This is a genomic window from Flavobacterium sp. 316 (assembly GCF_000967805.1).
Taxonomy (GTDB): domain Bacteria; phylum Bacteroidota; class Bacteroidia; order Flavobacteriales; family Flavobacteriaceae; genus Flavobacterium; species Flavobacterium sediminilitoris.
Window position 1 is genome coordinate 221,591 of the sequence record NZ_JYGZ01000002.1, and the last position, 15,402, is coordinate 236,992.

The window sequence follows — 15,402 nt, forward strand, 5'->3', positions numbered from 1 at the left end:
AGGGAAAATGGATGGTTTTTAGAAATTTGTTTATATTTGTAATTAATTGAGAAAGAAATATATGAGAGTGTGTTCTTTCCGATAAAAAAGACATAAGCTGTGAGTATCTTTAAAAGATTTACAGTGAGGTTTGTTTATCTTAAAAATGTTTAATTATGAAAAAAGTATCAAAACTAGGAGTTGTCCTTACTAGAAGTGAGCAGAAAATGATTTTAGGTAGACGAGGACTTTTTTGTTGTGAATGGTGTGATGATGGAAGTTGTAATGGATGGGTTGATAGTCCTAGAACTCCTTGCCCAATAGCAGCTAGCTGCTAGTCTTAAAAAATAAAGAATAAAAAGAGATTGTATAAATCTCTTTTTTGTTTTAGATAATTGAGTGTAATTATATTTTATTTAAACAACTTAAGTTGAGTATGTTTAAATAAATTTAGGTATTATGAAAATAATTTTTTACTTTTGCAGTCTAAATGAAAGGGGGTGCCTAAACTATGTTAATTATACCGATTAAAGACGGAGAAAATATCGATAAAGCGTTAAAGCGTTATAAAAGAAAATTCGACAAAACTGGAACTGTTCGTCAATTGAGATCACGTCAAGCTTTCCATAAGCCATCAATTGTTAAAAGAGCTCAAGTTCAAAAAGCTGCATATATTCAAAGATTGAAAGATTCATTAGAATCATAATTTTTTACAGCTATAAAATATTTAACCGTTGGAAATAAAGTGTAACTTTGTTTCTAACGGTTTTTTTATGAATAAAAATTTAGAAGCATATCAAAATTATCTTGAAAAGGAGAAAAAGTATTCTGCTCTTACTTTAAAAGCTTATGTAGGAGATGTTAATGTGTTTGTGAATTATTTGAATTTGTATCACAATGAAATCCAATTAGAAGAGGTTAATTATTCGGTAATAAGGAGTTGGATGGTTTTGTTAGTGGAATCAGGGCTTTCAAATAAATCTGTAAATAGAAAAATATCATCTTTAAAATCATTTTATAAATTTTTATTAAAAATAAAAGAAATAAAAATTAATCCTTTGTTGAAGCATAAATCCTTGAAAATACCTAAAAAAATTCAAATTCCGTTTTCGGAAAAAGAAATTCAAAATGTGTTTCAAGTAAATCAATTTTCAGATGATTTTGAAGGAATACGTAATCAGTTGATTCTTGAATTGTTTTATGCTACAGGGATTAGGCGAATAGAGTTGATAAATTTAAAAATTCAAAATGTAGATTTTTCTAATAAAGCTATTAAAGTTTTAGGGAAAAGAAATAAAGAAAGAATTGTGCCTTTGCTTCAGTGTACTGAGGAAGTATTGAAGAAATATATTCAGGTGAGAAGTTGTGAAAAAAAAATGTTATCGAATGATGTGTTAATTTTGTCTAAAAAAGGGAATAAAGTTAGTGAATCGTTTGTCTATCGTTTAATAAATGATTACTTTAGTACTGTGTCTCTGAAAGTAAAAAAGAGTCCACATGTTCTTAGGCATTCATTTGCAACTCATTTGCTAAATAATGGGGCCGATTTAAATTCAGTAAAAGAATTATTAGGGCATGCTAGTTTGTCTTCTACCCAAGTATATACTCATAGTAGTTTGACAGAGTTAAAAAAAGTATATCAAGAAGCGCATCCTAGAAATCAATAATAATTCATTTGTCTAACCTAAATAAATCATTTAAAGTATGAAAGTAAATGTTCAGGCTGTTAATTTTAATATTGACAAAAAATTAGTCAATTTTATTCAAGAAAAATTAGATAAATTAGAAAAGTATTGTGATAAAGTAGTATCGTCTGATGTTTTTTTGAAATTGGAAAATACAAGTGATAAAGAAAATAAAACAATTGAAGTAAAAATTAATGTTCCAGGAGATGAATTTATGGTGAAAAAAACTTGTAAAAGCTTTGAAGAAGCGGTAGATATTTCTGTTGAGTCTTTAGAGAGGGTTTTGGTTAAGTATAAAGAAAAAATGAGAACGTATGTTTAAAATAAAAAAAAGTGAAAAAAATTTTTGATTGAAAAATAAATTATATACATTTGCAGTCCGTTAGAAATAGCGGACTTTTTTATTATAGTTGCCGGTGTAGCTCAGCTGGCTAGAGCAGCTGATTTGTAATCAGCAGGTCGTGGGTTCGAGTCCCTCCATCGGCTCAAATTGTAAGTAACTGATAATAAAATGGTTCGGGGAGATACTCAAGCGGCCAACGAGGGCAGACTGTAAATCTGCTGTGAAAACTTCGCAGGTTCGAATCCTGCTCTCCCCACGAAGAAAAACAATCCTGCTATTGTAGGTCATTGGCCGGTGTAGCTCAGGGGTAGAGTGCTTCCTTGGTAAGGAAGAGGTCACGGGTTCAAATCCCGTCATTGGCTCTCAGGTTGTTTTTTATTATATTGAACACTAATTAAATAACTAAGATTAAATTATTAAGTCATGGCAAAGGAAACATTCGATCGTTCGAAACCGCACTTAAATATCGGTACAATCGGACACGTAGATCACGGTAAAACAACTTTGACTGCAGCTATCACTAAAGTATTAGCTGATGCAGGTTTATCAGAAGCAAAATCTTTCGATCAGATTGATAATGCTCCAGAAGAAAAAGAAAGAGGTATTACAATTAATACTTCACACGTAGAGTATTCAACAGCTAACCGTCACTATGCTCACGTTGACTGTCCTGGTCACGCGGATTATGTGAAAAACATGGTTACTGGTGCTGCTCAAATGGACGGTGCTATCTTAGTGGTTGCTGCTACTGATGGTCCTATGCCACAAACTCGTGAGCACATCCTTTTAGGTCGCCAAGTTGGTGTTCCAAGAATGGTTGTTTTCATGAATAAAGTTGATATGGTTGATGATGCTGAGTTGTTAGAGCTTGTTGAAATGGAAATTAGAGATTTATTATCTTTCTATCAATATGATGGAGATAATGGACCAGTTATCCAAGGATCTGCTTTAGGAGCTTTAAATGGTGAGCCAAAATGGGTTGAAACAGTTATGTCTTTGATGGAAGCTGTTGATAACTGGATTGAATTGCCTGCTCGTGATGTTGATAAGCCTTTCTTAATGCCTATTGAAGATGTATTCACAATTACAGGTCGTGGAACTGTTGCTACAGGTCGTATCGAAACTGGTATTGCAAATACAGGTGATCCTGTTGAGATCGTTGGTATGGGTGCTGAGAAATTAACTTCTACTATTACTGGTATTGAAATGTTCCGTCAAATCTTAGATAGAGGTGAGGCTGGAGATAATGCAGGTATCTTATTAAGAGGTATTGCTAAAGAAGATATCAAAAGAGGAATGGTAATTGTTAAGCCAGGATCTGTTAAGCCACATGCTCATTTTAAAGCAGAGGTTTATATCTTGAAAAAAGAAGAAGGTGGACGTCATACACCATTCCATAATAACTATCGTCCACAGTTCTATGTTAGAACAACTGACGTAACTGGTACTATTACTTTACCAGCAGGTGTAGAGATGGTAATGCCAGGTGATAACTTAACTATTGAAGTTCAATTGTTAAATGCTATCGCATTAAGTATCGGTTTACGTTTTGCTATCCGTGAAGGTGGTAGAACAGTAGGAGCTGGTCAGGTAACTGAAATTTTAGACTAATTATAGTTTATAATAAATAAAAATACCAGTTCAATTTTTAAAAATTGAACTGGTTAAATAAACGGGCGTAGTACAAGGGCTAGTATAGTGGTCTCCAAAACCATTGATGGGGGTTCGAATCCCTCCGCCCGTGCAAATTATTAAGTAATGACAAAATTCGTTAATTATATTTCGGAAGCATTTCAGGAATTAAAAGCTAATGTTACTTGGCCTGAGTGGGCAGAAGTACAGCGCTTAACTATAATAGTGGCACTTTTTTCAGTTATTTTTGCGCTTTTGACTTATGGTGTAGATCAATTATTTGTAAAAGCTTTAGAAGGTTTTTTTAACATACTAAAATAATTAGTTATGGCAGATAATAATGTTAAGAAGTGGTATGTAGTAAGAGCTGTAAGTGGTCAAGAAAATAAAGTTAAAGCTTATATAGAAACTGAAACTGTAAGGTTAGGTATGGAAGACTATGTGTCTCAGGTACTTGTTCCTACTGAAAAAGTTGTTCAGGTTAGAGATGGAAAAAAAATAGCTAAGGAAAGAGTTTATTTCCCTGGCTATATTATGATTGAAGCTAATCTTACTGGAGAAGTTCCTCATATTATTAAGTCTATACCTGGTGTAATTGGATTCTTAGGTGAAACTAAAGGAGGAGAGCCGGTACCATTGAGGCTTTCAGAAGTAAATAGAATGTTAGGAAAAGTGGATGAGTTATCAGTTAAAATTGATAATGTAGCAATTCCTTTCTCTATTGGAGAAACAATTAAGGTTGTTGATGGGCCATTTAATGGCTTTAATGGAACAATTGAAAAGGTTAATGATGAAAAGCGTAAACTTGAAGTTATGGTTAAGATTTTCGGTAGAAAAACACCATTAGAATTAAGTTTTATGCAAGTTGAAAAAGTATAATATTTAAGTTACATATATAATCACATCAATCGCTTCCAATTGATAGATGTGCTAAATTTTTTTAAAAAATGGCAAAAGAAGTTAGTAAAGTAGTTAAACTACAAGTTAAGGGAGGTGCTGCGAATCCATCGCCACCGGTTGGACCTGCTTTGGGGGCTGCTGGGGTTAACATCATGGAGTTCTGTAAGCAATTTAATGCTAGAACTCAAGATAAGCCTGGCAAAGTTTTACCAGTACAAATTACTGTGTACAAAGACAAGTCTTTTGACTTTGTTGTAAAAACGCCACCAGCTGCAATTCAAATTTTAGAAGCAGCTAAAGCTAAATCAGGTTCAGGAGAACCAAATCGTAAGAAAGTAGCAAATGTTACTTGGGATCAAATCAGAACTATTGCTGAAGATAAAATGCCAGACTTAAATGCTTTTACTATTGAAAAAGCAATGAGTATGGTTGCAGGTACAGCTAGATCTATGGGTATAACAGTATCAGGAGACGCTCCTTTTTAATCGTTCAAAGAGAATTAGACATGGCAAAATTGACAAAAAAGCAAAAAGAGGCTGCTTCAAAAATTGATAAGAACAAACAATATTCTTTAAAAGATGCATCAGCATTAATTAAAGTTGTTTCTTCTGCAAAATTTGATGAGTCTGTTGATATCGCAGTTCGCCTTGGAGTAGATCCTAGAAAAGCGAATCAAATGGTAAGAGGAGTTGTAACATTGCCTCACGGAACAGGAAAAGATGTTCGTGTGTTAGCATTAGTTACTCCAGATAAAGAAGCTGAAGCTAAAGCAGCAGGTGCAGACCACGTTGGTTTAGATGATTATTTACAAAAAATTAAAGATGGTTGGACTGATATTGATGTTATCATCACTATGCCAGCTGTTATGGGTAAATTAGGTCCATTAGGACGTGTTTTAGGACCAAGAGGTTTAATGCCAAACCCTAAAACAGGTACTGTAACTATGGATGTTGCTAAAGCTGTTCAAGAAGTTAAAGCTGGTAAAATCGACTTTAAAGTTGATAAAACGGGTATTGTTCATGCAGGAATTGGAAAAGTGTCTTTTGATGCTGATAAAATTTATGATAATGCTCACGAAATTATTCAAACATTAATAAAATTAAAACCAACTGCAGCTAAAGGTACTTATATTAAGTCTATACACTTATCAAGTACAATGAGTCCTGCTATTGCTTTAGATCCTAAGGCAGTATAATTTGGTAGTTAAAAATTTTTAGTATGACTAGAGAAGAAAAATCAATCGCTATTGAAGATTTAACTGCAAAGTTAGCGGGTGTGAATGTTATTTATTTAGCAGACACTTCAGGACTAGATGCAGAAACTACTTCAAACTTAAGGAGAGCTTGTTTTAAAGCAGGAATAAAATTAGAAGTTGTAAAAAATACTTTGCTTGAAAAAGCAATGGAAGCTTCTGATACTGATTTCGGAGATTTACCTAGTGTTTTAAAAGGAAATACTTCAATGATGATTTCAGATGTAGCTAGTGCTCCAGCTAAAATCATTAAAGAGTTCCGTAAAAAAGGTAAAAAGCCAGTTTTAAAAGGAGCATATATAACTGAAGATGTTTACATTGGTGATGAAAACTTAGAAAACCTTGCAGCTATCAAATCTAGAGCTGAAGTTATTGGTGAAATCATTGGATTATTACAATCTCCAGCACAAAGAGTTATTGCTGCACTTCAAAACCAAGAAGGTAAAGAAGAAGGAGCTGAATAAAAGAACGCACTATAATACATTATATTTTTACAAAACATTTTAAAAGATAGAAAAAATGGCAGATTTGAAACAATTCGCAGAGCAATTAGTTAACTTAACAGTTAAAGAAGTTAACGAATTAGCAACAATATTAAAAGATGAGTATGGTATAGAGCCAGCTGCTGCTGCAGTTGTGGTTTCTGGTGGTGGTGAAGGTGCTGCTGCTGCTGAACAAACAGAATTTACAGTTGTATTGAAAGAAGCTGGTGCTTCTAAATTAGCTGTAGTTAAAGCTGTTAAAGAATTAACTGGTTTAGGTCTTAAAGAGGCTAAAGATATGGTAGACGGTGCTCCAACTAATGTTAAAGAAGGAGTTTCTAAAGATGAGGCTGAAGGTCTTAAGAAAGCTTTAGAAGAAGCTGGTGCTGTAGTTGAGCTTAAATAAGTTAAACTTAGTTTACAAAGCAGGTTTAGGTCTTGGGATTGTCTCTCAAAGACCTAAACCATTTTGCGTATATTATCGTTTATACGTTTTTAATTTTTTTCTAAATAAAAATTTGTCCATTGATGATTGCTAATCAGACTGAAAGATTAAATTTTGCTTCTACTAAAAACATACCTAATTATCCAGATTTTCTGGACATTCAGGTAAAGTCTTTTAAGGATTTTTTCCAATTGGAAACTAAATCTGATGAAAGAGGCAACGAAGGTCTCTATAATACCTTCATGGAAAATTTCCCAATTACGGATACGAGAAATCAATTCGTTTTAGAGTTTCTTGATTATTTTATAGACCCACCAAGATATACAATTGAAGAATGTATTGATAGAGGACTAACATATAGTGTGCCTTTAAAAGCAAGACTTAAGCTGTATTGTACTGACCCAGAACATGAAGATTTTGAAACTATTGTTCAAGATGTGTATTTAGGAACTATTCCTTATATGACACCTAGTGGAACATTTGTTATTAATGGTGCTGAACGTGTTGTTGTTTCTCAATTACATAGATCACCAGGTGTTTTCTTTGGTCAATCTTTCCATGCTAATGGTACTAAACTATATTCTGCCAGAATTATTCCTTTTAAAGGTTCTTGGATAGAATTTGCTACAGATATCAATAGTGTTATGTACGCTTATATTGATAGAAAGAAAAAACTACCTGTTACAACTTTATTTAGAGCTATTGGATTTGAAAGAGATAAAGATATCTTAGAAATTTTTGATTTAGCTGAAGAAATTAAAGTTTCTAAAACAGGAATTAAGAAATATATCGGAAGAAGACTTGCTGCACGTGTTTTAAATACTTGGCATGAAGATTTCGTAGATGAAGATACAGGAGAAGTAGTATCAATTGAACGTAATGAAATTATTTTAGACCGTGATACTATTTTAGATAAAGATAATGTTGAAGAAATTATCGATGCAGATGTAAAATTAATCCTTTTACATAAAGAAGATAATAATGCTGCTGATTATACTATCATTCATAATACATTACAAAAGGATCCAACAAATTCTGAAAAAGAAGCTGTTGAGCATATTTATAGACAATTACGTAACGCAGAACCGCCTGATGAAGAGACGGCTCGCGGTATTATAGATAAATTATTCTTCTCTGATCAACGTTATAACTTAGGTGAAGTTGGTCGTTATAGAATGAACAAAAAATTAGGTTTGGATATCCCAATGGAAAAACAAGTTTTGACCAAAGAGGATATTATTACAATTGTAAAATATTTGATTGAATTAATCAACTCAAAAGCTGAGATTGATGATATTGATCACTTATCAAACCGTCGTGTAAGAACAGTTGGTGAACAATTGTCTTCACAATTTGGAGTTGGTCTTGCTCGTATGGCAAGAACAATCCGTGAAAGAATGAATGTTAGAGATAATGAAGTATTTACACCAATCGATTTGATTAATGCTAAAACTTTATCGTCAGTAATTAATTCATTTTTTGGAACCAACCAGTTATCTCAGTTCATGGATCAAACTAATCCACTAGCAGAGATTACACACAAACGTCGTTTATCTGCACTTGGACCTGGAGGTTTATCTAGAGAAAGAGCTGGTTTCGAGGTTCGTGACGTTCACTATACGCATTATGGACGTTTATGTCCAATTGAAACACCAGAGGGACCAAACATTGGATTGATTTCATCTTTAGGTGTTTATGCTAAAGTAAATGGAATGGGATTCATTGAAACTCCTTACCGTAAGGTTACAGATGGAGTAGTAGATTTAGAATCAATTCCAACTTATTTAAGCGCTGAAGAAGAAGAAGGAAAAATGATTGCACAAGCAAACATTGAGATGGATGACAAAGGTAAAATTACTGCGGAAAACGTTATTGCACGTGAGGAAGGTGACTTCCCTGTTGTAGAACCAACTGCAATTCATTATACTGATGTTGCTCCAAACCAAATTGCTTCTATTTCAGCTTCATTAATTCCTTTCTTAGAGCATGATGATGCGAACCGTGCATTGATGGGATCAAACATGATGCGTCAAGCAGTTCCTTTATTACGTCCAGAAGCACCTATTGTAGGTACAGGATTAGAAAGACAAGTTGCATCTGATTCAAGAGTATTAATTAATGCTGAAGGAGAAGGAGTTGTTGCTTATGTTGATTCTAATAAAATTACAATTAAGTACGACAGAACAGATGACGAAAGATTAGTAAGTTTTGATGAAGATGAGAAAACATATCAGTTAATCAAATTCAGAAAAACCAATCAAAGTACTTGTATAAACTTAAAACCAATTGTAAGAAAAGGGGATAGAGTTTCTAAAGGTCAAGTTCTTTGTGAAGGATACGCAACACAAAATGGAGAATTAGCAATTGGAAGAAATTTAAAAGTAGCCTTCATGCCTTGGAAAGGGTATAACTTTGAGGATGCGATTGTAATTTCTGAAAAAGTAGTTCGTGACGATATTTTTACTTCTATACATATTGATGATTATTCATTAGAGGTTAGAGATACAAAATTAGGAAACGAAGAGTTAACTAATGATATTCCTAACGTTTCAGAAGAAGCAACAAAAGATTTAGATGAAAATGGAATGATTAGAATTGGAGCAGAGGTAAAACCTGGTGATATTCTAATAGGGAAAATTACTCCAAAAGGAGAATCTGACCCAACTCCAGAAGAGAAATTATTACGTGCTATCTTTGGTGATAAAGCAGGAGATGTAAAAGATGCTTCATTGAAAGCTTCTCCATCATTACATGGAGTTGTTTTAGATAAGAAATTATTTGCTAAAGCTGTAAAAGATAAGCGTAAGCGTTCTAAAGATAAAGAAGATATTGATAAACTTGATATAGAATTTGAAGTTAAATTCAATGACTTAAAAGACAAGTTAATCGAAAAATTATTTTTAATCATTGATGGTAAAACATCGCAAGGTGTTATAAATGATTTAGGTGAAGAAGTATTACCAAAAGGGAAAAAATTCACTAAGAAAATGTTACAAGTTGTTGATGATTTTGCTCATTTAACAAAAGGACAATGGACAACAGATGATTTAACTAATAAATTAGTAAATGATTTAATTCATAACTATAAAATTAAGTTAAACGATTTACAAGGATGGTTGAGAAGAGAAAAATTCACAATCACAGTTGGAGATGAACTACCTTCTGGAATTTTAAAACTTGCTAAAGTTTACATTGCTAAAAAACGTAAACTTAAAGTAGGAGATAAAATGGCAGGTCGTCACGGTAACAAAGGTATTGTTGCTAGAATTGTTCGTCATGAAGATATGCCTTTCCTTGAAGATGGAACTCCTGTTGATATTGTATTGAATCCACTTGGTGTACCTTCTCGTATGAATATTGGTCAAATTTATGAGACCGTATTAGGTTGGGCAGGTATGAATTTAGGTAGAAAGTTTGCAACACCAATTTTTGATGGGGCTACTTTAGATCAAATTAATGAATTGACAGACGAAGCTGGTGTTCCAAGATTTGGGCACACTCATTTATATGATGGTGGTACTGGAGAACGTTTCCATCAAGCAGCAACCGTAGGTGTAATCTATATGTTAAAATTAGGACACATGGTTGATGATAAAATGCACGCACGTTCTATTGGTCCATACTCTTTAATTACACAACAACCATTAGGAGGTAAAGCTCAATTTGGAGGTCAGCGTTTTGGAGAGATGGAGGTTTGGGCTCTTGAAGCTTATGGAGCATCGAGTACCTTAAGAGAAATCTTGACGGTTAAATCGGATGACGTAATTGGTAGAGCAAAAACTTACGAGTCAATCGTAAAAGGAGAAACAATGCCAGAACCTGGATTACCTGAATCGTTCAATGTATTAATGCATGAACTTAAAGGTCTTGGTTTAGACATCAGATTAGAAGAATAATTTTACGGGAGTAATGTAAAACTTACTCCCTTTATAGCGTTTTTTATAAAATCGATAGTATTCATATCATGACAAGATTAAAAGATAAAAACACCGTTAAAAGATTTAACAGAATTACGATAGGATTAGCTTCACCAGAATCTATCTTGGCAGAGTCAAGAGGAGAGGTTTTAAAGCCTGAAACTATAAACTATCGTACTCACAAACCAGAAAGAGATGGTCTTTTCTGTGAACGTATTTTCGGTCCAGTAAAAGATTACGAATGTGCTTGTGGAAAGTATAAAAGAATACGTTACAAGGGCATTGTTTGTGATCGTTGTGGTGTTGAAGTTACAGAGAAAAAAGTTCGTAGAGATAGAGTAGGACATATTAATCTTGTTGTACCTATTGCTCATATATGGTATTTCCGTTCGTTACCAAATAAAATTGGTTACATTCTTGGTTTACCTTCTAAAAAATTAGATATGATAATTTACTACGAAAGATATGTAGTAATTCAACCAGGTATTGCACAAGGTTTAGAAGGAGAAACTTTAAATAAATTAGATTTCTTAACAGAAGAAGAGTATTTAAACATATTAGATACGCTTCCAATGGAAAATCAATATTTAGATGATACAGATCCAAATAAATTCATCGCTAAAATGGGCGCAGAATGTATTATGGACTTATTGTCACGTATTGATTTAGATACTTTGTCATTCCAATTGCGTCACGCTGCAAATAATGAAACTTCAAAACAACGTAAAACAGAAGCGTTAAAACGTTTAAATGTAGTTGAATCTTTCCGTGAAGCAAATAAAAATAGAGAAAATCTTCCTGAATGGATGATTTTAAAAGTAATTCCTGTTATTCCACCTGAATTACGTCCATTAGTACCACTTGATGGAGGTCGTTTCGCAACTTCAGATTTGAATGATTTATACAGAAGAGTTATCATCCGTAATAATCGTTTAAAAAGATTAATGGAAATTAAAGCTCCAGAAGTTATCTTACGTAATGAGAAACGTATGCTTCAAGAAGCAGTAGACTCATTATTTGATAATACAAGAAAAGCTTCTGCGGTTAAAACAGAATCTAATAGACCATTAAAATCTTTATCAGATTCGTTAAAAGGTAAACAAGGACGTTTCCGTCAAAACTTATTAGGTAAACGTGTAGATTATTCTGCTCGTTCGGTAATCGTTGTTGGACCTGAATTAAGATTATTTGAATGTGGTATCCCTAAGGATATGGCAGCAGAATTATACAAACCATTCGTTATTCGTAAATTAATCGAAAGAGGAATTGTTAAAACAGTAAAATCTGCAAAGAAAATTATAGATAAAAAAGAACCAGTAGTATGGGATATTCTTGAAAATGTAATTAAAGGACATCCAGTATTATTGAATCGTGCTCCTACTCTTCACCGTTTAGGTATTCAAGCATTCCAACCTAAATTAATTGAAGGGAAAGCAATCCAGTTACACCCATTAGTATGTACGGCTTTTAATGCCGATTTCGATGGTGACCAGATGGCAGTTCACTTACCTTTAGGACCAGAGGCAATTCTTGAAGCACAATTATTAATGTTAGCGTCACATAATATCCTTAACCCTGCTAATGGGGCTCCTATTACGGTACCTTCTCAGGACATGGTTCTTGGATTGTATTATATGACTAAAGAACGTTTATCTACTCCAGAAAAGAAAATTCTAGGAGAAGGATTAACTTTCTATTCTGCTGAAGAAGTTAATATTGCAATTAATGAAGGTAAAGTTGAATTAAATGCTCGTATTAAAGTAAGAGCTAAAGACTTTAATGAAGAAGGAGAATTGGTTAACAAAATTATTCAAACTACCGCTGGTAGAGTCTTGTTTAATGAAGTTGTGCCAGAAGCTGCAGGATTCATTAATGAGGTATTGACTAAAAAATCACTTCGTGATATTATTGGTAGAATTTTAGGAGTTACAGATGTTCCAACAACAGCTGCGTTCTTAGATAATATGAAGAATATGGGATATAAATTTGCCTTCCAAGGTGGTTTATCATTCTCATTAGGAGATATTAGAATTCCAGATCAAAAAGGAAAATTGATCGCTGATGCACGTGTTCAAGTAGATGCAATTTCATTGAATTATAACATGGGTCTTATTACAAATAATGAGCGTTATAACCAAGTTATTGATATATGGACTTCTGCAAATGCTGAACTTACAGAATTGGCAATGAAAAATATTAGAGAAGATCAACAAGGATTTAACTCTGTGTTTATGATGCTTGATTCTGGAGCAAGGGGATCTAAAGAGCAAATTCGTCAGTTAACTGGTATGCGTGGTTTGATGGCAAAACCTAAAAAATCAACTGCTGGTGGTGGTGAAATTATTGAAAACCCTATTCTTTCTAACTTTAAAGAAGGACTTTCAATTCTTGAATACTTTATCTCTACTCACGGTGCTCGTAAAGGTCTTGCGGATACGGCTCTTAAAACTGCCGATGCAGGATACTTAACAAGAAGATTACATGATGTATCTCAAGATGTTATTGTAAATTCTGTTGATTGTGGTACTTTAAGAGGTATTGAAGTTTCTGCTTTGAAGAAAAACGAAGAAATTGTTGAAACATTAGGAGAAAGAATTCTAGGACGTGTAACACTTCAAGATATTGTAGATCCTTTAACTTCTGAAGTATTAGTTCATGCAGGTGAGCAAATTACTGAATCTATTGTTAAGAAAATTGATGCTTCTCCTATCGAAAAAGTTGAAGTTCGTTCTCCTTTAACATGTGAAGCAGAAAAAGGTATTTGTGCTAAATGTTATGGTAGAAACCTAGCGACTGGAAAAATGACTCAGAAAGGTGAAGCTGTTGGTGTAATTGCTGCTCAATCAATTGGTGAGCCAGGTACACAGTTAACACTTCGTACTTTCCACGTTGGAGGGGTTGCTGGAGGTTTATCAGAAGAGTCTAGTATTGTTACTAAATTTAAAGGACGTTTAGAAATAGAAGATTTAAAAACTGTAAAAGGAGAAGATTCAGAAGGTAATACAGCTGATATCGTGATCTCTCGTTCAACAGAGTTAAAATTAATTGACGAGAAAACAGGAATTATTCTAAATACTCACAATATTCCTTACGGTTCTAACATCTTTGTTAAAGATGGTGAAATCGTAGATAAAGGATCATTGATATGTAAATGGGATCCATATAATGGAGTTATTATTTCTGAATTTACAGGTAAAGTTGAATATGAAGATATTAAGCAAGGTGAAACTTTCTTAGTTGAAATAGATGAGCAAACAGGTTTCCAAGAAAAAGTAGTTTCTGAAGCACGTAATAAAAAATTAATTCCAACTTTACATATTTATGGAAAAGACGGAGAATTAATTCGTTCTTATAACTTACCAGTTGGAGCTCACCTTATGGTTGATGAAGGAGAAAAAATTAAAGCAGGAAAAATTCTTGTGAAGATTCCTCGTCGTTCTTCTAAATCAAGTGATATTACAGGAGGTTTACCAAGAATTACAGAGTTGTTAGAAGCTCGTAATCCTTCTAATCCTGCAGTTGTATCTGAGATTGATGGTGTTGTTACATTCGGTAAAATTAAAAGAGGTAACCGTGAGTTGGCAATTGAATCTAAATTTGGTGAAGTAAAGAAATATTTAGTTAAACTTTCTAATCAAATTTTAGTTCAAGAAAATGATTACGTTAAAGCGGGAACTCCTTTATCTGATGGAGCAATTACTCCAGAAGATATTTTAAGAATTAAAGGACCATCTGCTGTTCAACAGTATTTGGTAAATGAAATTCAAGAAGTATATCGTTTACAAGGGGTAAAAATTAATGATAAGCACTTTGAAGTAGTAATTCGTCAAATGATGCGTAAAGTTAGAATCGTTGATCCAGGAGATACTCTATTCTTAGAGGATCAATTAGCTCATACAAGAGACTTTATCGTTGAAAATGATAAACTATATGGAATGAAAGTAATAGAATCTGCTGGAGATTCTGTAAACTTAAAAGAAGGACAAATTGTTACACCTCGTCAATTACGTGATGAAAATTCATTACTTAAAAGAGATGATAGAAATTTAGTGGAAGCTAGAGATGTTGTTACTGCAACTGCTACTCCAGTACTTCAGGGTATTACAAGAGCATCGTTACAAACGAAATCATTTATTTCTGCTGCATCGTTCCAAGAGACTACTAAAGTATTAAATGAAGCTGCTGTTGCAGGGAAAATAGATACATTAGAAGGCTTAAAAGAAAATGTTATTGTAGGACATAGAATCCCTGCTGGAACAGGTATGAGAGAATATGACAATACAATAGTTGGATCTAAAGAAGAATACAACGAATTGATGGCTGCTAAAGAAGAATTTAATTACTAGTCATTGAAAGTTGTTTTATACATAACTAAAAACCTAACAGATATTTCTGTTAGGTTTTTTTAAATCATTAAATTATGGAAAATAATAATAACCAACAAGGACAAATTAATATTGAATTAGATGAAAAAATAGCTGAAGGAATTTATTCTAATTTAGCTATTATTAATCATTCAAATAGTGAATTTGTTTTAGATTTTATTGCAATAATGCCAGGTGTGCCAAAAGCAAAAGTAAAATCGAGAATAGTATTAACTCCACAACATGCAAAAAGACTATTAAAAGCATTAGGTGAAAATATACAAAGATTTGAAGTTGCACACGGGAAAATTGAAGAAGGCGAACAACCACATATTCCTTTAAATTTTGGACCAACTGGACAAGCTTAATTCTATTAAAATTTTTATAGATACGTTTTTTTTAG

At 33.1% G+C, this 15,402-nt stretch carries 14 protein-coding genes and 4 tRNA genes; all 18 read left to right on the plus strand.

All coding sequences use genetic code 11. From position 1 onward, the window contains the following. Positions 1–155: 155 nt before the first annotated feature. Positions 156–317: a hypothetical protein gene (locus SY27_RS18785; RefSeq protein ID WP_161794123.1), complete on the plus strand. Its 162-nt coding sequence runs from the start codon at positions 156–158 to the stop codon at positions 315–317. Between the two features lie 173 nt (positions 318–490). Continuing rightward, complete coding sequence (rpsU, locus tag SY27_RS04675; protein WP_045967688.1) at positions 491–685, plus strand: 30S ribosomal protein S21; 195 nt, start codon at positions 491–493, stop codon at positions 683–685. A 67-nt stretch (positions 686–752) separates the two neighbouring features. Continuing rightward, complete coding sequence (locus tag SY27_RS04680; RefSeq protein WP_045967690.1) at positions 753–1,646, plus strand: tyrosine-type recombinase/integrase; 894 nt, start codon at positions 753–755, stop codon at positions 1,644–1,646. A 37-nt stretch (positions 1,647–1,683) separates the two neighbouring features. Beyond that, positions 1,684–1,986, plus strand: coding sequence for a ribosome hibernation-promoting factor, HPF/YfiA family (gene hpf / locus SY27_RS04685; RefSeq protein ID WP_045967692.1), 303 nt, complete (start codon positions 1,684–1,686; stop codon positions 1,984–1,986). Between the two features lie 90 nt (positions 1,987–2,076). Continuing rightward, a tRNA-Thr gene (locus SY27_RS04690) sits at positions 2,077–2,150 on the plus strand. A gap of 32 nt (positions 2,151–2,182) precedes the next feature. Then, positions 2,183–2,263 (plus strand) — tRNA-Tyr (locus SY27_RS04695). A gap of 34 nt (positions 2,264–2,297) precedes the next feature. Continuing rightward, positions 2,298–2,369, plus strand: a tRNA-Thr gene (locus SY27_RS04700). 61 nt (positions 2,370–2,430) lie between these two features. Beyond that, positions 2,431–3,618, plus strand: coding sequence for an elongation factor Tu (gene tuf, locus SY27_RS04705; RefSeq protein WP_045967694.1), 1,188 nt, complete (start codon positions 2,431–2,433; stop codon positions 3,616–3,618). 61 nt (positions 3,619–3,679) lie between these two features. Then, a tRNA-Trp gene (locus SY27_RS04710) sits at positions 3,680–3,751 on the plus strand. Positions 3,752–3,765: 14 nt separating this feature from the next. Beyond that, complete coding sequence (secE, locus tag SY27_RS04715) at positions 3,766–3,960, plus strand: preprotein translocase subunit SecE (protein WP_045967695.1); 195 nt, start codon at positions 3,766–3,768, stop codon at positions 3,958–3,960. Between the two features lie 6 nt (positions 3,961–3,966). Further along, complete coding sequence (gene nusG, locus SY27_RS04720) at positions 3,967–4,518, plus strand: transcription termination/antitermination protein NusG (protein ID WP_045967697.1); 552 nt, start codon at positions 3,967–3,969, stop codon at positions 4,516–4,518. 68 nt (positions 4,519–4,586) lie between these two features. After that, positions 4,587–5,024 (plus strand): 50S ribosomal protein L11, encoded by a 438-nt coding sequence (rplK, locus tag SY27_RS04725; protein WP_045967699.1) that lies wholly within the window; start codon positions 4,587–4,589, stop codon positions 5,022–5,024. A 20-nt stretch (positions 5,025–5,044) separates the two neighbouring features. After that, the gene (rplA, locus tag SY27_RS04730; protein ID WP_045967701.1) at positions 5,045–5,734 is read left to right on the plus strand and encodes a 50S ribosomal protein L1; all 690 of its coding nucleotides are present in this window, start codon (positions 5,045–5,047) and stop codon (positions 5,732–5,734) included. 23 nt (positions 5,735–5,757) lie between these two features. After that, positions 5,758–6,255: a 50S ribosomal protein L10 gene (rplJ, locus tag SY27_RS04735; RefSeq protein WP_045967704.1), complete on the plus strand. Its 498-nt coding sequence runs from the start codon at positions 5,758–5,760 to the stop codon at positions 6,253–6,255. Between the two features lie 55 nt (positions 6,256–6,310). Then, the gene (gene rplL, locus SY27_RS04740) at positions 6,311–6,679 is read left to right on the plus strand and encodes a 50S ribosomal protein L7/L12 (protein WP_045967706.1); all 369 of its coding nucleotides are present in this window, start codon (positions 6,311–6,313) and stop codon (positions 6,677–6,679) included. 122 nt (positions 6,680–6,801) lie between these two features. Further along, the gene (rpoB, locus tag SY27_RS04745; RefSeq protein WP_045967708.1) at positions 6,802–10,614 is read left to right on the plus strand and encodes a DNA-directed RNA polymerase subunit beta; all 3,813 of its coding nucleotides are present in this window, start codon (positions 6,802–6,804) and stop codon (positions 10,612–10,614) included. Positions 10,615–10,682: 68 nt separating this feature from the next. Beyond that, positions 10,683–14,981: a DNA-directed RNA polymerase subunit beta' gene (gene rpoC / locus SY27_RS04750; protein ID WP_045967710.1), complete on the plus strand. Its 4,299-nt coding sequence runs from the start codon at positions 10,683–10,685 to the stop codon at positions 14,979–14,981. Between the two features lie 74 nt (positions 14,982–15,055). After that, positions 15,056–15,367, plus strand: coding sequence for a DUF3467 domain-containing protein (locus SY27_RS04755; RefSeq protein WP_045967712.1), 312 nt, complete (start codon positions 15,056–15,058; stop codon positions 15,365–15,367). Positions 15,368–15,402 lie beyond the last annotated feature (35 nt).